Annotated in this window: 16 protein-coding genes; 8 read left to right on the top strand and 8 right to left on the bottom strand. The window is 63.3% G+C overall.

Features of this window, described 5'->3' with window-relative positions; genetic code table 11:
- The first annotated feature begins 1 nt into the window (after window position 1).
- Genes BBBF_RS03660 through BBBF_RS03650 form a run of 3 tightly spaced genes read left to right on the top strand, consistent with a single transcriptional unit; the run spans window position 2 to window position 2,291 of the window.
- Window positions 2–721 carry a response regulator transcription factor gene (locus BBBF_RS03660; protein WP_003812704.1) on the top strand — a complete coding sequence of 240 codons (720 nt, stop codon included), beginning with the start codon at window positions 2–4 and terminating at the stop codon, window positions 719–721.
- Window positions 721–1,827 carry a sensor histidine kinase gene (locus BBBF_RS03655; RefSeq protein ID WP_021647442.1) on the top strand — a complete coding sequence of 369 codons (1,107 nt, stop codon included), beginning with the start codon at window positions 721–723 and terminating at the stop codon, window positions 1,825–1,827. The genes BBBF_RS03660 and BBBF_RS03655 overlap by 1 nt, the downstream gene beginning before the upstream one ends.
- A 38-nt stretch (window positions 1,828–1,865) precedes the next feature.
- Entirely contained in the window at window positions 1,866–2,291 is a 426-nt protein-coding gene (locus BBBF_RS03650) for a LexA family protein (RefSeq protein WP_051265157.1), read from the top strand.
- Window positions 2,292–2,400: 109 nt separating this feature from the next.
- Here BBBF_RS03650 and BBBF_RS03645 read toward each other — a convergent pair whose 3' ends face one another.
- Both BBBF_RS03645 and BBBF_RS03640 read right to left on the bottom strand, forming a co-directional pair.
- Complete coding sequence (locus BBBF_RS03645) at window positions 2,401–3,117, bottom strand: ComF family protein (protein WP_003820603.1); 717 nt, start codon at window positions 3,115–3,117, stop codon at window positions 2,401–2,403.
- Between the two features lie 5 nt (window positions 3,118–3,122).
- Window positions 3,123–3,950, bottom strand: coding sequence for an HAD-IIB family hydrolase (locus BBBF_RS03640; protein ID WP_003820601.1), 828 nt, complete (start codon window positions 3,948–3,950; stop codon window positions 3,123–3,125).
- A 78-nt stretch (window positions 3,951–4,028) separates the two neighbouring features.
- On the opposite strand from BBBF_RS03640, the gene BBBF_RS03635 reads away from it, so the two are divergent.
- The gene (locus BBBF_RS03635) at window positions 4,029–4,457 is read left to right on the top strand and encodes a metallopeptidase family protein (RefSeq protein WP_074741471.1); all 429 of its coding nucleotides are present in this window, start codon (window positions 4,029–4,031) and stop codon (window positions 4,455–4,457) included.
- 72 nt (window positions 4,458–4,529) lie between these two features.
- Here the strand turns inward: BBBF_RS03635 and BBBF_RS03630 are convergent, their stop codons facing one another.
- Genes BBBF_RS03630 through BBBF_RS03620 form a run of 3 tightly spaced genes read right to left on the bottom strand, consistent with a single transcriptional unit; the run spans window position 4,530 to window position 9,520 of the window.
- Window positions 4,530–6,041 carry a DUF5719 family protein gene (locus BBBF_RS03630; protein WP_003820600.1) on the bottom strand — a complete coding sequence of 504 codons (1,512 nt, stop codon included), beginning with the start codon at window positions 6,039–6,041 and terminating at the stop codon, window positions 4,530–4,532.
- Window positions 6,038–9,187 (bottom strand): glycosyltransferase family 2 protein, encoded by a 3,150-nt coding sequence (locus tag BBBF_RS03625; protein WP_021647445.1) that lies wholly within the window; start codon window positions 9,185–9,187, stop codon window positions 6,038–6,040. Before BBBF_RS03625 ends, BBBF_RS03630 begins: the two co-directional genes overlap by 4 nt.
- 33 nt (window positions 9,188–9,220) lie before the next feature.
- On the bottom strand, window positions 9,221–9,520 hold the full coding sequence (locus BBBF_RS03620; protein WP_003812689.1) for a WhiB family transcriptional regulator: 300 nt from the start codon (window positions 9,518–9,520) through the stop codon (window positions 9,221–9,223).
- 281 nt (window positions 9,521–9,801) lie between these two features.
- Between BBBF_RS03620 and BBBF_RS03615 the strand changes: the two genes are divergently transcribed.
- From BBBF_RS03615 to BBBF_RS03605, 3 genes are all read left to right on the top strand, one after another.
- Window positions 9,802–11,277 (top strand): LCP family protein, encoded by a 1,476-nt coding sequence (locus BBBF_RS03615; protein WP_013363359.1) that lies wholly within the window; start codon window positions 9,802–9,804, stop codon window positions 11,275–11,277.
- Between the two features lie 482 nt (window positions 11,278–11,759).
- A complete protein-coding gene (locus BBBF_RS03610; RefSeq protein WP_003818218.1) occupies window positions 11,760–13,355 on the top strand; it encodes an FtsK/SpoIIIE domain-containing protein in 1,596 nt (531 codons plus the stop codon).
- A gap of 115 nt (window positions 13,356–13,470) precedes the next feature.
- Window positions 13,471–13,749, top strand: coding sequence for a WhiB family transcriptional regulator (locus BBBF_RS03605; RefSeq protein WP_003812680.1), 279 nt, complete (start codon window positions 13,471–13,473; stop codon window positions 13,747–13,749).
- A 134-nt stretch (window positions 13,750–13,883) separates the two neighbouring features.
- Here the strand turns inward: BBBF_RS03605 and BBBF_RS03600 are convergent, their stop codons facing one another.
- Window positions 13,884–15,371, bottom strand: coding sequence for a sensor histidine kinase (locus BBBF_RS03600; protein ID WP_033509496.1), 1,488 nt, complete (start codon window positions 15,369–15,371; stop codon window positions 13,884–13,886).
- Between the two features lie 136 nt (window positions 15,372–15,507).
- Here BBBF_RS03600 and trhA point away from each other — a divergent pair, with 136 nt between their 5' ends.
- On the top strand, window positions 15,508–16,395 hold the full coding sequence (gene trhA, locus BBBF_RS03595; protein ID WP_013363356.1) for a PAQR family membrane homeostasis protein TrhA: 888 nt from the start codon (window positions 15,508–15,510) through the stop codon (window positions 16,393–16,395).
- 486 nt (window positions 16,396–16,881) lie between these two features.
- Here the strand turns inward: trhA and BBBF_RS03590 are convergent, their stop codons facing one another.
- Both BBBF_RS03590 and BBBF_RS09805 read right to left on the bottom strand, forming a co-directional pair.
- Window positions 16,882–17,469, bottom strand: a complete 588-nt coding sequence (locus BBBF_RS03590) for a hypothetical protein (protein ID WP_033509427.1) — start codon at window positions 17,467–17,469, stop codon at window positions 16,882–16,884.
- A gap of 64 nt (window positions 17,470–17,533) precedes the next feature.
- A complete protein-coding gene (locus BBBF_RS09805; protein WP_126436135.1) occupies window positions 17,534–17,932 on the bottom strand; it encodes a hypothetical protein in 399 nt (132 codons plus the stop codon).
- Between the last annotated feature and the right edge of the window lie 950 nt (window positions 17,933–18,882).

Below are 18,882 nucleotides of genomic sequence, written 5' to 3'. Positions count from 1 at the left end.
CATGATTAATTCTCCAACACGTCAAACGACGCCGCGGACCATTCTGGTGGTCGAGGATGAGCCGACCCTCGCCACCGCCATCGCTCAGCGCATCACCGCGGAGGGATGGTCCGCCCGCGTGGCGTCCGACGGCGCCAGCGCGGTTCAGGCCGCCAAGCAGCTGCGCCCGGACCTGGTAATCATGGACATCATGCTGCCGGTCATGGATGGTCTTGAAGCAACCAAGCGCATCGTGGCCGACCGCCCGGTGCCGGTGCTCATCCTGACCGCCCGCGACGCCGAGGCGGACAAGGTCATCGGCCTCGGCGCGGGCGCCGACGATTACATGACCAAGCCGTTCTCCATGCGCGAGCTGATCGCCCGCTGCAAGGCGCTGCTGCGCCGCGTGGAACGCGCGAAGGTCATCGCGAAGAACTCTGAGAACGAGAAGATCCTCAACTTCGGCTCGCTGGTCATCGACCCGGCACAGCGTCTGGTCACGGTCAACGGCGAGCAGGTGCACCTGACGCCGACCGAGTTCGACCTGCTGGTCACGCTCGCGCGCAAACCCAAGTCGGTGCTCACCCGCGAGAAGCTGCTCGAAGAGGTCTGGGACTGGGTGGATGCATCCGGCACCCGCACCGTCGACTCCCATGTCAAGGCGCTGCGTCATAAGCTCGGTTCCGAGACCATCCGAACCGTGCACGGCGTCGGCTACGCTTTCGAGCCGCCGGAACAGTGATGAAGCCGCGTCAGAAGCGGGACAGGAAACAGGCCCGATTGGATTTCGATCGTCCGATCGGGCTGTTTTCGTCCCTGAAAATGGAATTGAGCGTCCTGATCGTCATCGCCACGTCCATCGCGTTCGTGCTGGTCTGGTTCCTGCTCAAGTACGGGTGGAGCGGCTGGATCGCCATGCCGCTGACCATGATCGTCGCACTGGGCATCACCTATTTCTTCTCACGGGGTCTGATCGCGCCGCTGAGGCAGCTGCGTGACGCGGCCGAGGCGATGTCGGAGGGCGATTACAGCGTCCGTGTCCACGTGGCGACCAACAGCAACGACGAGATCGGCCAGTTGGCCCGCACGTTCAACGAAATGGCCGAGGAACTGCAGCACGCCGATCAGATGAGGCGCGATGTGGTGGCGAACGTGAGCCACGAGCTGCGCACCCCCGTCTCCGCGCTGCAGGCGATGGTGGAGAACATGGCGGACGGGGTGGTCGAGCCCACGCCGGCCAATCTTGAGGGCATTCTGGGCCAGACGCACCGGCTATCCGACCTGATAGCGTTCCTGCTCGATCTGTCTCGCATGGAGGCGGGCGCGGCGAGCCTGAACATCGAACGTTTCTGCCTGCATGATTTCCTCGACGAGACGATCGAGCCGCTGGAGATCGCGGACGCCGGGCACGCGCACGACATCATGCTGCACGTGGATTCCGATATCTGGATGGAGGGCGATCAGGATCGGCTGCGCCAGCTGTTCACCAATATCATCGCGAACGCGCTCAAGCATTCCGCGGACGGCACCAGCGTGCTGATCGAGGCTCGGGAGAATGCCGACACCGGCACAATCGTCACGAATGTGGTGAATTTCGGGTCTCAGATTCCCGTCGAGGAACGTTCCGACATCTTCCGCCGGTTCGTCAAGGGGCGCAGCGGCCCCGGCACCGAATCGGGCGGCACCGGCATCGGATTGTCGATCGCGCGTTGGGCCGCACAGCTGCACGGCGGCACGGTCCGGGTGGTCGACGACCCGCGCGGCGCGGATTTCGAGATCGTGTTGCCGAAATACCATATCGCCGATGACGAGCCGGCGACCGACGGTTCGGCGCGGGCCCTGTTGTGAGCCGGAATTGCGCTCCCGAAGCCTGCACGGCACGTTCGGTGGTTCATGCGCGACCGGATCCCCGTCCCGTGCCGATCGTCACCGAGATGGTAGCGGCCGGCTTCCCCTCCCCCGCCTTGGACGGGCGGGAGGAGGGCTTCAGCCTTGACGCTCATGTGATCAAGCACCCGGAATACACATTCATCGCCACCGTCGCCGGCGACTCCATGGAGGGGGCCGGCATTTTCCACGGCGATTGGCTGGTCGTGGATCGTTCGCTGACGCCCGAGGACGGCGATGTGGTGGTGGCCGTGCTCGATGGGGAGCTGACGGTCAAGCGACTGCTGTCGCGCGACGGCCGCCCCATGCTGCACGCGGAGAATCCACGCTACCCCGATTTCGTCCCCTCCGAACATGGGGATGTCGTGATATGGGGCGTGGTCACGGGCAGTTTTCATCCACAGCGTCGGCTGCGACGGAAATAACTGGATTGCGCTGGTGATCTGCGCGGATGGCGGGTGTGCGGCTCGACCGGGTGGTGGCCACCCTCCGCCGGCGCTGCGCGTCCCCTCTCGCCAGCGGGAGGGGACTTGGCTAGTCGTCTATGTTTTCGCCGGTGCGCAGGGTGCGCGCCAGGCAGATGACCGTTGTCACATGTATTCCCGCGGCGTTGAGCGCCTGCGCGCATTGCCGGGCCGTGGTGCCCGTGGTGACGATGTCGTCCACCAGGATCACGTTGCGTGGGTAGGGTGGGCGCGCAGCGATGACGATATGCCCCTGCAGACGCCGCGAACGCTGGGCGGCGCCGTGCATCTGCACGGATTTGCCGCTCGTCTTCGTCGTCCGCAGCAGCGCGGCCGTATCGACGTCCATGCCGCGCCGCCGCAGCGACCGTGCCAATGAGTTCGTCACGTTACGCATATGCCACCGTCCGCGCTCCCTCATCGAGCGCGGGGAGGATGGGGCCGGCACCAATGTCGTCACCGGCATCGGATCCGAAGCCAGCAGGCCCGACGAAAGCAGCGCGTCGGCCATCATATCGGCGAACGGGCCATCGCATTCCTCGTCGCCATGATCCTTCCATCGCAGTATCGCACGGCGCAGCGGCCCGCGATATGCGCCGCAGGCAATCGCCCGGCCCGAAACCGTGCCAGGCATAGCGAACGACGTGAAGCCGCCACCCGAAGCGCGACAGTCATCGCACAGCACAGCGTCCGGCATGTCGCATCCCGCACAGCCACGCGGCAGCAGCACGTCCCGCAGCGATCCGGCCACTTCTGTGAGCATTCGCGCGAAACCGTGCCATCCCATGTGGTTCATCCGTCCTGCCGAACCGGCTCGCCACCCAGCAAAGGCAGCAGGATGTCGCACAGACGCACGGTATCCTGCGGTCCGGTGACCTGAAGCGCGATAGCCCCCGCCTGCGCGGCAGGATAGTCGTTGCCGCCGGGCGTCATCCGGTCGCCCACGAAGATGATGTCACCGGTGCCGATGCCGAGCCGTCCCGCCAATTCGCGCAGGGCGAACGCCTTGTCGGTGTTTCCGGCGCTCACATCGACACTCGTGTAGCCACCCGCGCGTACGCGCAGATGACCAAGGTCGCCCGCCACCGCGGCGACGAGCCGCCGCTTTTTGGTGTCGTCGGGATCCCAGCGGCGCTTCTCCTCGATCGGCGCGAGCTGCCCCAGAGCCGAGAACGTGATCTGGCTGCCACGATCCTCGATGGGCTCCCCCCACGGGTGCTCCGGCCACATGCCCAGCTCTCGGGCGCGTCGAGTCAGCGACAATATGGCCGCGTCCCTGTCCCGGGCCGACAGCGTCCTCTCGTATTCCAGACGCCATGCGCCCTCGCGCCAGCGGTAATAGCTCGATCCCCCCGCCGGCATCACATGCAGGTTGGAAAGGTCAGCTCGGGGACCCAGCACGTCGAGCACCTGACTGATGACCAGTTCACGCCCGCCGCCGGTCACAATCGCCACCGGCATCAGTTCGGTCAGCGCCTCGATGCGAACGGTCATATCCGGTTTCATCGGTTGTTTGGAGACGGCCAGCGTGTTGTCCAGGTCGAAGGCGATCAGACGCGCATGTGCGCCGTCGTGTCGCCAACCGGTATCATTCCAAGCGTGCACGGTCGCTGTTGGCATCTGTACACCTCCCCAGGAAACCTTGTCGATGATAAGTATCCTAACGCATTGCCGCCGGCTTGTCCTACAGTGGAGTCCATGCAACAGGCACCATGGGAACGACCAACGTATCGCAATCGTCACGGGCGGGGCATGCGCACGCCGATGTTCGGCACGCGGCTCCCGCGCTACCGTACCCGCAGCGGCGCGTTCGACGACATGGTCGCGGCCCAGATCCGGCGTCTGAACGGCGCCTGGCCGCAACTGGTCAAGCCGGTGCAGTTCGCCGTGGAGGATGTGCCGCCCTCGCAGCCGGCTCCTTGGGAGCCGGAGCCGTCGTTCGCGTCCCAGTGTTTCCCTGCGAGCCACGGCATCCCCGCCCGCATCGTGCTGTACCGCATGCCGATACAGAGCAAATCACGCAGCCGCATGGATCTGGAACTGGCCATCCGCGATGAGGTGGTGCTTCGGCTCGCCGAGCTCTATGGCCGCCGGCCGGATGAGATCGACCCGGATTGGAGCCTGTAAGGCTCTGTCGGGGCGAAACCTCATAGAGCACCCCTCATAGGGAGCACCACGGAACGTTCCGCCGACCGACCGTCAGTGAACGATGGTCATATCCGACCGCGCCCAGATCCTCTCCTGCAGCGGCATCAACGGCGTGGCGCCGATGTAGGCGATGCCGGCGAGCTTGGCGTCACTTACCGCGGAGCTGGACAACCGGACACCCCATGACAGTCCCTTGCCGTCGGCGGCCACCGCGAAGACGTTCTTTCCCAAATCCGACGCGTCGAAGCTCGCCGCGGCACCGGCGTCCACCGTGATGGTCTTCTCCCCCACCGCGGCACCCTTGTCGTCGTAACCGGTCATGTGCATCTGTTTGCTGGATAAAGACGCGTTCACCACGCTCACACGGCCGTCAAGACCGGAGGGAATGACGGCGGCCGACCGGTCGTCTGTCTGCGCGGCGCCGATCAGCGCGAAATCGGACTGGTTCCCGTTCCCGTCACGGCTGACGGTCACACCTGCCGTCACCTTCGTATCCGCCGTGATCTTCAGCGCCGACGCGTCTTTGGGAACATCGCCCAGATCGATGGTGGTGACGCGGTCGCCCGAATACTGATGGACGGACTGCCCGGCCGCGCCGACCCATGCGGCGGTGAGCGACCCCGAACCGGCCGCGTATACGGTGAGTGTCGCCTTGTCTCCCTCCGCGACGGCCGGGAAGACGAGCTCCTTGGACGCCTCCCCGGCCGCGGCGGCGTAATCCGATCCCTTCGGGTTCAGCCCTTCGGTCCTGATCACGCGCACCGATGCCGATACCGGCGTCTGCCGGCTCGAAACCGTGACATACAGCCCCTTCTGCCCGCTTGCGGCCGCGGAAAGACTCAGCACGGATTCGGCGTTCGCCGCGACGGTCAGCGTGCTTCCCGTGGACAACGCCAGCGCACCGGACTGTTCCGTACCCCACACCCGAACATCCACCACAGTGGCCTTCGAAGACGAATTGGCCACGACCAGCTGCTGGGTGGTGCCGGTCTGCGTGTCAGGCAGCACGAACGACTGCTCCAGCGCACCGACATCGCAGAATGTCGCGGACAGGCCGCGCAGGTCGCCCTTCGTCGCCCAGGACGCCACGGACGCGGAAGCGCCGACGCCCGCGGCCGATTCCAACAGCTGCGTGTCGAACAGCAGCGACGTACGGTCGACGTCGGCCGAGGCTGCGATGACTTTCGCGGTATCCGTAGGGTCGAGGTCCTTGAGCTGCGTGGTATCGCCGGAGCCGCCAAACGCGCCGAACTGAGACCGGTACACCGCTCCGAACGCGGCGAATCCGGCCGAAGACGAGATGTCGCCTTCACTCGGCTGATATTCGCTGTCACCGTACGCCGACGCATCCGGCAATGTCATGCGGGACGGACAGTATGCGGTGATCCGCCTCTGGCTCACCGCGTGCGAGACGGACGCCGAATCCGACGAGACGGAGTCGACCCAACGGCCCGATGCCGTCAGTACCAGCAGGGCGACGAACAGGCCGACGATGATCACCGTGGAAATGACGCCGACCACAGCCTTCCAGACCTTGCCTCCACGTTTGACTTGGCTGCTCATTGGTCCTCCTCGATGAAACGACGGTGGCTGCGCGGGAACGCGACGACACAATACAGCCCCATCACCACGCCCATGCACACGAGCCATGCATACCGGTAGGCAAGATGCCGCTGTTTCAGCATACCGTCCTGCGGCACGCGCTGCGTCGCGCTGTCGACGAGCGTGAGCCGGTAATAGACACCCGACGTGTTACTCACCACGGATTGGATACCCTCACTCGCCGTGATGTTCGAAATCAACTGTTCCGTGGCCTGGGAGCCGCCATCGCCAGCCGATGGACGGACCACATACAGGCCGCCGTAACCCAACGCGCTGATATCGGCGATCGCGTCGGCATCGGCGCTGACCAGCAGCCGGGCGCTCGCGGACGACAGTACGGCGTCGCGGGAGTCATGACCGCCATCCGCGACTCGGGCACGCAATGCCGGAGAGCTGTCCATCAGATCGCCGCGTGACGTGCGCATCGTCGTATACCGTACGCCGGTGGATGATTCGGCGGTGATGGCGAGCACGCGGTGCGCGTCGTCCTTGCCGAGATAATCGGTGGCGACCATGGGCAGCCCGTCATCGGAACGGGACGCGTGCAGACCGTTCGACCCCGGTTCCATGGCTGACGCCGCAGTGCATGACACGGCACCGGCCACCAGCATGGCCACCAGCGCGCCGCGCCCGATACGGGCGAACACCGCATGCACCTTGGCGTTTTTGGCCTTGCGGCCTTCAAGACGTGTCAGCACGGGTTGCGAGCCATTCCCCTGCCGCAACAGGGAGAACCGGTGGACCGCCATTCCGGAGACCAATCCGACGCAGGCGAGCAGACCAAGCAGCGCGAACACCACGCCGGGCAGCACGGAACCCGCGACAGGACCGTCATCATCGACGGCCACGACGATCCTCGACGATGCGACGGCAAGCGCCCCACCACTGAGCGTGACGACCCACATCATGCGCGAGGCGCGCAATGCGAAGGGCAGGAACAGCGACGCCACCGCAAGCACCGTCACCACGGCCAGCAGCACCAGGACGCCGATACCGAAAACGCCGGCCGCCGACAGGCCTGCCAGACCGTTGCCGGCCGTATCATCGACACCGAACGCACGCATGGTCAGCATGGCGAACCCGGAAGCATCCGGAGCGCCGTTCCTGGCGGATAACGGCACCATCACATCACCGAACAGCTGACGCCACGACCCTTCCGAAGCATGGTGCACCGCGCTGATGATGGTCGGCGCGATCACGAACCCTGACGGCAGCGGAATCAGCAGCAGCATCGCGCGATGCCGCGGCACCACGGCGAGGAACACGACGAACACCACGATCAGGGACAGCATCAGCTGGGGCTCGGCGGCGACCGGGGGTACGAAGCACAACGCCGCAAGAGCCGCAGCCTGAACGGAAGGATGGGCCGTCACCTGGTCCTCGGTGCGATACAGACCCACCGCGCGGAACACGAAGGCGAACGCGGCCGGCAGGAACACCATCACGGTGAGCATCGGCACATCGCCTGCGGAGAACAGCCCCAGGCCGAGCGCGAACGACGCCCACAGCAGTCCACATGCGACACGGACCGCGTCGGAACGGGTGAACACGCCGGCGAACGCCCAGAAGGACAACGCCATGAGGGGTGCCGCGGCAAACGTCACCAACGCGATCGCGGCAGACACATTGCCGGCCGTTATCACCGAGGCCAGTCCCCATACCAGCAGCCACGGTGCGGGCGGGGCGGCGATGCCGTCACCGAACACCCACGACGTGGTGGCGGCTCGCCACAGCTGACCGAAGTCCCCGCCGGTCGGCAGCAGCGAATCGGAGTACAGGGACGCTCCCGACAGAACGGCACGCAATGTGGTGCCGTGCATCACCGCCACGACGCCGAAGCATACCAAGGCCATCGCCACCGCGAGCAGCCAGCGCTGAATCGCACGCCGGCGCAAGTGGGCCTTGGCCAGCGGCGACAGCAGGACGACATGGCGCTGGTCCGACAGCGCCTGTACGCGGTCATGCCATTGCGCCACCTGCTGCCGGTTGGCGACGAGGACGCCGAGACGCCCGATCGGCACCGACTCCTGGCGGCTGACGCGGCGACGGGCCGCGATGGCGCGAGGCAGGCCACCCCACAGCGTCCAGGGGGCGACCAGTTCGCACAGCGCCTCGTACGGACGCTTGGCGAACAGTTTCGCGATCGCCTTGCCAATCGCGGCGAACACGCCGAACACCCAGACGAACGGCCCCATCATCAGGCGCGTGTCCGTATAGGAGTAGCGCATCCTCCCCCTGATGCGAGCCATCGAACTGTCAATGGGACGATCCTCGTCCACGGGCTCGCCGCCCTTGGTACGCACCCCTTCGAATCGCGCCCGCCGATGAGCGATACGCGCCTGGGGCACCACCACGACGCGCCGGCCGCTCAGGCATACGCGCCGGCAGAAATCCTCCGATTCGGCGAATGTGGTGAACCAGTCGTCGGCACCGCCAAGCTCGTGCATGGTCTCGATCGAGACGAGCGCGCCCGCGAGGCTCACCGAGAACACGTCACGACGGCCGTCATACTGCTCCTGATCCGGTTCGCCGTCGACCACCAGCGACTCCACGCGATGCCGGTACGCATACGCGCCGACGTCATGCAGGTGTTCGGCCTGCCAGTCCAGCTGCTTGGCTCCCAGCACCGATGCGGTCGGATCGTTACGCCACGTCTCCAGCAATGATTCGAGGCATGTGTCGTCCGCGGGCCGTGAATCGTCATGCAACAGCCAGACCGCGCGGGTGGACGAGTCGAGTTGCGCGTCATGCAGCGCCTTGGCAACGCCGTGATAGAACGAACGGGCGCCCTTGACGCCGACCAGCTCGACCGTGACGGTCTTGGGCTGCGGAACGGAGCTGACCAGTCCCGACGGCGCAGGAATGACCTGGAACTGCGATTGCACCGGAGGATTGTCGCCGCCGGCGCAATCGGCGATGACGATCACGCCCGGCAGCACCGTCTGTCTGAGCAGCGCCCCCATGGTGTCGGGGAGAAACCGCATGTCCTCTTCAACGGTCACCACCGCCACGACGGTCGGATCGACATTCTGCCGATGCGAATATGGCCTGTTCGCCATGACATCGGCCAGAATCCGCTGAATATCGCTATTGCCTGTGGAACTCATAATCTCCAGTCTATGCGACGCACGGCCGCCGCGTCACGCACGTTCCTTGTGTTCCTTCTTATAGCGGCGGCGTTCGCGTTCGCTCAGGCCGCCCCAGATACCGAAACGCTCATCGTGTTCGATGGCCCATTGCAGGCATTGCTCGCGCACCTCGCAGCGGGCGCACACCTGTTTCGCATCACGCGTCGACCCGCCTTTTTCGGGGAAAAAAGCTTCCGGATCGGTCTGGGAGCACAGGGCCTTATGCTGCCAGGAAACATCGTCGTCCGACTTGAACAGGCCCCACAGCTCACTCATCGGATCCTCGGCGGAATCGTCGACCACTCCCCACATGTGTCGCTCCTCCTTGCCGATGCTGCTATGGACGTCCATCAGGGTAATTACACACATGCGACTTACCTTTGTCAAGTCTACCCCGTGTCAATGCAGCGCAGAAGGGCGAAAGTGTGGTAAGCGACATCAGCCTTCACCCCCATGCCTTCTTCATTCCCTGTCATATCCGACCACCAGCCCTTCACGTATGTGCCGTTACTGCAGAGGAATGGGCAACGGACACGACAATGACTCATGACAACGTGTAAAAGGGATTGAGAACACGAGGCACTGGAGGAACCATGAGCGAAGGAAACAGTGGAGTCAGCCCACAGGACAATCCTCCCAGCTTCATTCCCTCCGGCACGCGCAAGCGTCGCCCCAGCGGGCAGGTGCCGCGTCCGTCGGCCGCCGGCGAGGCCGTGCCCGGAGCCGGTCCGCAGGCAGGCGTGCCGTCGCGTCGGCAGACCTCGGCAGGCGCTCAGGGAGCGCAAAGCATGCCGGCCGCACAGGACGTGATTCCCAGTTTCACGCCGAATTCATCGCGTCGCGTATCCGGGTCGACCAGGCGGTCCGCATCCGAGCAGGACGCCCGCCTGCAACCGGTCTCTCCCATGCAGGACGCCGCTTCTGCGGCCCGACGCCAGCCCCGCCGTGCAGCGGGCTCCACGCATACTATTTCGAACCAGCCTCGTCCGGGCGAGGGCGCGGGTGCGCAGTCGATGTTCGCCTCCGCACAACGTCAGGGCCCGCAGAGCCCTTACGGTTACGGCATGCCGGCCGCACAGGGAGGCGGCCGTGGCATGTCCGGGAGGCCGGCAGCCACCGCCATGCGCAGAAAGCGCCCCGTGGGACGTATCGTCGCAAGTGTTTTGGCGGCGCTGCTGGTCGTCATCATGCTGGTGACGTTCGGACTGTGGAACTGGGTCGACGGTCATCTCGACAAGCAGCCCTGGCTGTCCGACAAGGCCAACACGTCAGGCACCAGCTGGCTCATCCTCGGATCCGACCAGCGCACCGGCGAAGAGGCGAAGACGATCACCGGGTTCCGCACCGACACGATCCTCGTGCTGACCAAGCCCAATTCCGGCACCCGCTCGCTCATCTCCATCCCGCGCGATTCGCTGGTGCAGGTGAACGGCACCTATATGAAGATCAACGCCGTCGCCCAGCTGTCCGGCGAGAAGGCGCTCGTCCAGCAGGTCGAGACCATCACCGGCCAGAAGATCGACCACGTCGCGCAGATCAAGTTCAACGGTTTGAAGGATGTGGTCGACGCGTTGGGCGGGGTCGACCTGTGCTATGACCAGACCGTGAACGACGCCCTGTCCAATCTCAACTGGACCGCGGGATGCCACACGGCCGATGGGGCGACCGCCCTGGCGTTCTCGCGCATGCGCTACTCCGACCCGAAGGGCGATTTCGGCCGCGCCGAACGCCAGCGACAGGTCATCGGAGCCATCGCGAAGAAGGCCATGTCCGGCAAGACGCTGACCAACATCCCGAAACTCAACAAGACGCTGAAAGCCGCTTTGGCGTCCATCACCGTCGATTCCAAGACGAACCCGTACACGCTCGCACAGATGGTGTTCGCGTTCCGCGACGCCACCTCCGACAACGGCATCAGCGGCAGTGTCTATTGGACGAATCCCGGCTACAACGTGTCCGGGGTCGGCTCGTCGGTGCTGCTGGATGACGCGAAGAACCTCGAACTGTTCAGAGAGCTCGCTTCGGGCAGCCACAAGCCGGGCGCCGTGGGCACGCTGGCCAACCAGTGATCGCAGAATGATGCGGCAGGCCGCATGCCTCGTCGTGGCCGGTTGGCGTGTTCCACCCGCCGGCCACGACACGCCGAAATGTGGATAACTCGGTAGCCTTCGACCACATTGTTCCCCCAAGCTTGCGCATGCCGGCGACGCCGTTCCACACTGAGGGCATGGACGAAGGCAGGAACCCGGATTCGAGGCGCGGGCGGCGCGGGCGAGGCAGGCGGCGTCCCAGGCGCGAGCGACGCGCGCGCGGATCGTCCGCTCTGCCGATGATCACGCTGGTCGCGCCCATCGCCGCACAGGCGTTGATGGTCATCATGCTTCTGCTGGAGCGACGTTGGCTGTTCGCCGCCATGGTCGCGCCGGGCATGGTGGGATGCATGGCTTCGGCGGCGTCATCCCTTGCTGACCGTCGTGGATCGTCACGCCGCGACGAATCCGGGACGACGAGCCACGACGCTGCGGGCGGCCGCCCAAGTCGGCCCACCGATATGGCAGGAGCCCGGGGCCGCCATCATGGATCGGCGGACGGAGCCGATCGGGACAAGGATGAAGGCGAGTCGGAGGATCCGTCACGGATTCACTCGCCCTCACTGGAGGAGCTGACGGGGCTTCAGGCCGAGCCGCTGCCATGGCGCATCATCGCGAGAACATGGCTCGCCTCCCCGTCGCTGTGCGTCACCGTGGGCATGGGGTCGGGGCAGCGGCCGTTCACGATCGATCTGCCCCGCCAAGGGCCGCACGCCTTGGTCGCCGGCACCACGGGCTCCGGCAAATCCGTGCTGTTGCAAAGCTGGTGCCTGGCCATGGCGGTGCGCAATCCGCCCGACCGGCTGCATTTCGTGTTCCTGGATTTCAAGGGAGGTTCGGCGTTCAGCGTCATCGAGCGGCTGCCGCATACCGTGGGCAGCGTGTGCGACCTCGATCTGAATCACGCCGTTCGCGCGTTGAGGGCGCTGGAGCTGGAGCTGCGACGCAGGGAGCATCTGGTCGCCGCGGAGCGTGTCGGCTCGATCGGGCAGTTGCAATCCCCGCCGCCCTCGCTGATCGTCGTCATCGACGAGTTCCATGCGCTGAACAACCAGCTGCCCGACTATGTGGACCGGCTGGTGCGCATCGCCTCGCTGGGGCGCTCCCTGGGCATGCATGTCATCGCCTGTACACAGAACCCGCTGGGACAGGTCAGCGCCGACATGAAAGCGAACATGGCGCTGAACATATGCCTGCGTGTCCGGGACGGCCTGCAATCCATCGAATTGCTGGGAGACGGGCGGGCGGCATCCATCAGCCCGTCCGCTCCCGGGTGCGCATGGCGCAACGACGGTGAATCCGTGGAGCCGTTCCGATGCGCCTTTGTATCGGACATCGGCGCTATGGTCGAGGCCGCGCGCACAGCTGCGGCATTTCATGGTCTGGTCCATGCCTCGGCGCTGTTCACGGCCCCGCTACCCCGCATCGTGGAGGCCGACATGCTGCCCGCACGGTCATCGGACGTTCCCTCAGTGCCCTTCGCCCTTGCCGATGACGGCATCGGCATCGATGTGGCGGAACTCGCCGTGAACGCCGGCAATGTCGGAATCATCGGAAGCGCAGGACGCGGCAAGTCCACGATTCTCGCCTTGCTAGCGCACCGTTCACGCGACATTCTCGGCCTGTGCGTGCGCTGGACACGCCGCGAGGGACGGGCGTTCGTCACGTCGACGGTACGCCATCACAGACGGGTGCGGTTCTCCTCCGAATCGCCACCTCCCGTATCCCCGCATCTGCTGTGGCTGGTGGACGATGCCGACACACTGTTCGATCCGTTCGGCACGGACCCGCTATGCGCACGGCTCAAGGACGCGCTGGGCGACCACGACGTCACCGTCGTGTTCGCCGTGGAGACCTCCAAGCACATCCGAATCCCCGAGCATTGCGGCACGAGAATAGTCTTCCCCACGGGGGAACGTACCGTGGACCTGATGGATGGCATACCCGCCGGCCTGCTGTCGCAATGCGGGCCGGATGACATCATGACGGCGGGCCGCGCCGTGCTGCTGCGCGAGGGGAACGCCCTGTGGATACAGTGCGCCATGGCCAAAATCTGAAGTTCTTCACACTTGAGAGCGAAAACCTCTTGAAAAAACATTCGTTTCGTGGTTACCTAATGTATGATTTGAAAGCTCGTCGTCGGCAATAGGCGATGGGAGGAGGGTGATACACATGAGCAGCGCTTTTGATTGGCGTGCCAAGGCAGCATGTCGAGACAAGGACCCGGAACTGTTTTTCCCGGTGGGAAACACGGGAGCCGCATACCAGCAGATCGAGGAAGCTAAGGCGGTCTGCCGCACCTGCAAGGTGATTGACGCCTGTCTGAAGTGCGCGTTGGACACCAATCAGGATTATGGTGTCTGGGGCGGTCTGAGCGAAGACGAACGCCGCGCCCTGAAGCGTCGAGCGATGCGCGCGCGTCGCTCCCAGGCCATGCAGCTGCAGGTCTGAGTCGCTCCTCGTCACAACCGACTCCTCGCCGCAGCCGATTCATAGCTCCATATGCTACGAAAAGGGTGGTCTCCCCCACAGGGAGGCCACCCTTCAATCATGTTTCGGCAGGTTTTCGGGCCGTCAAGCGGCCGTCACTCGTTCTGCGCCGCACGCAGCGTCATGTCGAGGATGACCCGGGTGCCGCCTTCGTGACGCGGCTCCCAGCGCACGCTGCCGCCGAAATCGTTGGTGACGAACGTGTTGATGATCTGCGTGCCCAATCCGGAGCCCGAGGAGCGTGCCAGACCGTCGTGTTCCTCGTTGGCGAGCCCCGACCCGTCATCCTCCACCACGACATTGAGGCTGTTGCCGCTGCGCCCGGCGGAGATGGTGATATGCCCCTCCTTGCGTCCCTCGAAACCATGCTCCACACAGTTGGTGATGAGCTCGGTGAGCACCAGTGACAGTGGGGTCGCATCCTGTGCGGGCATCATGCCGAATTTGCCGACGTAATCGATGTGGATGTGCTGGTCGCACATCGTGGCCAAGTCGACGCTCATCTTCAGCTGGTTGGAGATGACCTTGTCGAAATCGACGATCTCATCGGCGGTCTGGCTCAGTCCCTCGTGCACCATGGCGATGGTCTGCACGCGGCGCTGTGCCTCTTCAAGCTCTTTTTTGACCTCACTGGACTTCGTCTTGCGCGCCTGGAGCCTGAGCAGCGCAGAGACCGCCTGCAGGTTGTTCTTGACACGATGGTGGATCTCCGAGATCGTGGCGTTCTTGGTCTGCAGTTCGACCTCACGCCTGCGCAGCTCGGTGACGTCACGGCACAGGATGATCGCCCCGGTGCGCCCGTTGTTGTCGTACAGGGGCAGCGACCGGACGGATACCGCGGATCGGTTGGCGTTGATTTCGGAATCCACTGCATCCTTGCCCATCAGCACCATCGGCAGCGCTTCGGGGACTGGATCGTTGCGACGCAGCAAGTCGGTGCCGATTTCGCTGAGGAAATGCCCCTGCATCGTCATCAGGCATCCCAGCCTTCTGAAGCAGCTGATGGCGTTGGGCGAGGCGTAGCGTACGATGCCCTCCTGCGTGAGCATGATGAAGCCGTCCGAGACACGCGCAACATGGCGCTGGCTCATGATCGCGTTGACGTAGGGGAACTGGCCACGGGGAATCATCTCGTACAACTGCTTGCCCGCGTTGATGCTTTCGGACTCGTACCGGCCGTTCGACTCGCGCGTGGCCATGTTGGTCTCACGCACGACGAGCCCCAGCGTCTTGCCGTCATGACGGACGGGGGCGTACACGTTGCAGACCGTGGATTTGCCGACCGCCCTGAGCACAGTGGACCTGAACACGGTCTTCGACTGCATGGCGGCATCCAGCTCCCCCACCATTTCCGGGGCGACCAGCGCGCCGACGGCGTCATCGATTCTCAGGGTCATCACGGTGGAGGGCCTGCACTGCTCGACGATGCGGTAGTTGCCGTCGCCGTCCTGCACGATCAGCAGCAGGTCGGCGAAGCTCAGATCGGCGATCACCTGCCAGTCGGCGACCAGATGGTGCAGCCATTCGCGATCGCTTTCGGTGAAGTCAGGTCGAGTAGCCAGAATGTGTGTGAAATCAGCCATGAGTACCATGATACGCAATACCATGCCGATGTATGACGCAATCGTCATCCGTACTTCATGAGCACATCCGTGAGCGGACAAGTCTATAACCTACGCTAACGTAAGTTACGTTTCCGTAACCAATCGGGGAGGTCATATGGCAGTACAGGACGACGCGACGGTGGCAGCGAAGCGAGCCGCTGTCATCAAGGCGCGGGAAGTCGCATTGCAGGCGAAGGCCGACGCGATGAGGGCGAAATCCCGCGCGAAGGCCGAGGCGATCCGACATAAGGCCGAGGAAAAAGCCACCAGGACCCTCGCCAAGGGCGAGGCCCACGCCGCGCGCATCGAGGGAATCGCCCCGGCGGAAGTGGAGCGCAAGATCCGTCTCGACGTGCACGGACGGCCCAAGCCATTGATGAGAGGGTGGATTCACGCAATCGCCACGCCACTGTCGCTCGCCGCCGGCATCGTCCTGATATGCCTGGCCCACGGCGCGCCCCTGAAATGGGCTTGCGTGGTGTTCATGACCTGCTCGCTGATCCTGTTTGGCAACTCAGCCGCCTACCACCTCGGCGACTGGTCGCCCCGCGTGACCGACGTGCTGCGGCGCATCGACCACGTGAACATCTTCCTGCTCATCGCGGGCACATATACGCCGGTGTCGTTCGCGCTCGCCCCGCATATGCGCAACGCCATCATCGCCGGCATATGGAGCTGCACGCTGGTGGCGCTCATCATCCATGTGATCTGGATCAGCGCCCCGCGCTGGCTGTATACCGTCGTCTACATCGTGTTCGGAGTCTCCGGCGTGGCGTTCATGTACTTCTTCTGGGTCTCCCCCGCCGCCGGCCCTGCCGTCGTGGTGCTGCTGGCCTCGGGAGGCGCCTGCTACATCCTCGGCGCCATCGTCTACGCGCTACGCAAGCCTGACCCGTGGCCACGCGTCTTCGGATTCCATGAGATCTTCCACTGCGGCACCGTCGCCGGCTACGCCTGCCACATGGTCGCGATCTACATGGTGATCGTGCATCTCTGGCCGTGACCATCGCCGCTCAGGTCAGCCCGCCAGCGAGCACCACACAACTTTTATGCTCCCGCTGGCGGGAGCTGGCGCGCAAAGCGAGACTGAGGGTGGTTACCAGGCTACAGCGACCATCATCACCCGCTATAATCCGCAGTAATCAGACTTCCCCCCCCCGCAAACCGCCAAGTAACACATGAAAGCGTTCCTAAGTGCGCGCCGAAACGACAATCCTGCGCACTTAAGAACGCAAACCGGGCCATTTGCGTGCCTATGTGCGCGCACTCATCGTTTCGGCGCGCACTTAGAAACGCTTTTCTAGTCCACAGCCTCAGCATAGACCTGGAGCGCGGCACCGACGGCGCACCGCACATCAGGTGATGCCCCGACCATGGACACCAAATAAGACGTCATCACGCCGCCATCCGTGGAATGGCCGCGCGGGGGCATGCACGACAAAGACATGCGCCCATGCCCCCGCAGAACCGGTGGAATGCTGCTATGCAATCACGAACGATACGAATACAGCGCCAACGATGATGCCCCGTCGTCATCTTCCGGGACCACATCGGGCGCAGCCGGCCGCCACGGCAGAAGCATGGTGTTGACTCCGTCCTTCGTGACCGTCACCGCTTTGGAGCTGTAGCGTTCACCGTTTTGGACAATCTCACCGTTGCGCCACGCCCATGCGCGGATTCGCCCGGTCTGGTTGTGGTAGATCACGACCGAACCATCCTTGGCTTTGGCCCAAGGGGTCGAATCATATGGGTCATACCACAGGACGTGAGCCGTGAGGCTCCCCCTCTCCATGTTGATGTATTTCAGTACGGGGGCTTCCTGCTGTTTCGCTTCGGCAAGAAACTCATTCACCGCGACGTTGGAGGATTCTCCTACTTTGGTGAGATCAATGTATCCGTCACGGATCAGCTGTTCGCTGGTCACATTGACAGGAATCGCGTTGAGCTCGCCGGTGATTGCGGAGGCGCTTGGAGTCGTGCGGTACGCCCAGAGCCAGGCTCCGCCCACGAATACAATCAGCACCAGCACCGCCATGATCGGATACCAGTTCAGCAGTTTATTACGCGTCGTGTTCACGATGATTCCCTTCGATATGCGAACTTATGAGACGCAGACAAGATATGGATCTTCAGATACCTGCTCATACATGTCCTGATAAAAAAGTTCGCTTCTTGACTCCGTACTCGTAGTAGTCAACACGATAATGTTTGATGGTGTAATTCTTGGTGATGCGTGCCTGATAGTAATGAGCAGCACTAGGCGGCTGCAGGCAATAACCGGTAACGCCGGTTTTTTTCGCGGTGGATATCAACGTCATTGTCGTTTTCTCGCCATACCGCGGTTCTACTGTGGTTGCTGCGGCATCGTCTGCGACGCTGACGGTTGTCTCATGTGCAGACGCCACGGAGACAGCGCCAACATACTGGCAATCGATACCGCCATTATTTTGTTTTTGATATTCATACAGTCCCCCTTTGGACATTACCGGACAACTGTCTGTCGTAATATCCAGAATACTCCCCTCATGAATCAGCGTCAACGCCCATGTCAATCGTGGACCGTGTTTGCTGTTCCGATAAAGAGACGAGATTGGGCGGAGATCTCTAGGCGGAATTGACGCCCTAGACCATTCCGCTTTCACGAAGACGCTTACATATTCCAAGAGCACTCGGCCAGCTCTTCCATGAAACTGCGGTTGCCGGTCGTGGTGCGGACGTCCTCGGTCCAGCTCGCGGAGCGAGTCTGAAGAAGGCCACCAGCCCACAACGAACATCGCCTTCACTCGTCGTAACACGTGATGGTCGAAACAAAATCGAGACCGCTATACAACGCACTAGAGCGTTCCTAAGTGCGCGCCGAAACGACAACCGTGCGCACTTAAGAACGCAAACCGGGCCATTTGCGTGCCTATGTGCGCGCACTCATCGTTTCGGCGCGCACTTAGAAACGCTTTTCTAGTCCACAGCCTCGGCATAGGCCTGAAGCGTGGCGCCAGTGGCGGATCGTCCGTCGGATGAGAGAGCAGCGACCTGCTGTCCACCGACTCCGAGCATGCCGCTGGCGGGATTGATGGGCGTGTACGTACCATCATCAAACGACAGCAGCAACTACGATAACCACCGTCGTAACGCCGATTGAAATCTTCGTTGAACGTCTCATCAGAAACAACTCCTCACATAAGCTATGTCAGAAATTCGCACTGTATGGAGTTCTAGGCATACATATCCCATACCGCGCGTAAGACAGGAGGCAGCCATTGCCTGAGATAGGAGGAAGCTCGGCGACAACGTACTTATAACGGTTGCCGACGGCAGAGAGCATTTTCCCATTCATGTCTTCTCCATTGAATTGGCATCTGCGATATATAGGCCAATACAACAACCTATGGTTCAACGATAGTCAAGTGAGACGGCTCTGACAACGTAGTTTATATTGGAAAGGGCTGCACGGCATAGAACCGTACAGCCCGAAGTGAGTCATGTCGACCCT

The sequence above is a fragment of the Bifidobacterium bifidum ATCC 29521 = JCM 1255 = DSM 20456 genome (assembly GCF_001025135.1).
Classification (GTDB): Bacteria; Actinomycetota; Actinomycetes; order Actinomycetales; family Bifidobacteriaceae; genus Bifidobacterium; species Bifidobacterium bifidum.
Note: the sequence above shows the minus strand (reverse complement) of the source record. Positions and strands in the feature narration are given on the sequence as shown.

Excerpts from the sequence above, each read along its gene's own strand:
- BBBF_RS03660 (WP_003812704.1), top strand. The coding sequence starts at position 2 with ATGATTAATTCTCCAACACGTCAAACGACGCCGCGGACCATTCTGGTG.
- BBBF_RS03655 (WP_021647442.1), top strand. The coding sequence starts at position 721 with ATGAAGCCGCGTCAGAAGCGGGACAGGAAACAGGCCCGATTGGATTTC.
- BBBF_RS03645 (WP_003820603.1), bottom strand. The coding sequence starts at position 3,117 with ATGGGATGGCACGGTTTCGCGCGAATGCTCACAGAAGTGGCCGGATCG.
- BBBF_RS03640 (WP_003820601.1), bottom strand. The coding sequence starts at position 3,950 with ATGCCAACAGCGACCGTGCACGCTTGGAATGATACCGGTTGGCGACAC.
- BBBF_RS03635 (WP_074741471.1), top strand. The coding sequence starts at position 4,029 with ATGCAACAGGCACCATGGGAACGACCAACGTATCGCAATCGTCACGGG.
- BBBF_RS03630 (WP_003820600.1), bottom strand. The coding sequence starts at position 6,041 with ATGAGCAGCCAAGTCAAACGTGGAGGCAAGGTCTGGAAGGCTGTGGTC.
- BBBF_RS03625 (WP_021647445.1), bottom strand. The coding sequence starts at position 9,187 with ATGAGTTCCACAGGCAATAGCGATATTCAGCGGATTCTGGCCGATGTC.
- BBBF_RS03620 (WP_003812689.1), bottom strand. The coding sequence starts at position 9,520 with ATGTGGGGAGTGGTCGACGATTCCGCCGAGGATCCGATGAGTGAGCTG.
- BBBF_RS03615 (WP_013363359.1), top strand. The coding sequence starts at position 9,802 with ATGAGCGAAGGAAACAGTGGAGTCAGCCCACAGGACAATCCTCCCAGC.
- BBBF_RS03610 (WP_003818218.1), top strand. The coding sequence starts at position 11,760 with ATGGCAGGAGCCCGGGGCCGCCATCATGGATCGGCGGACGGAGCCGAT.
- BBBF_RS03605 (WP_003812680.1), top strand. The coding sequence starts at position 13,471 with ATGAGCAGCGCTTTTGATTGGCGTGCCAAGGCAGCATGTCGAGACAAG.
- BBBF_RS03600 (WP_033509496.1), bottom strand. The coding sequence starts at position 15,371 with ATGGCTGATTTCACACACATTCTGGCTACTCGACCTGACTTCACCGAA.
- trhA (WP_013363356.1), top strand. The coding sequence starts at position 15,508 with ATGGCAGTACAGGACGACGCGACGGTGGCAGCGAAGCGAGCCGCTGTC.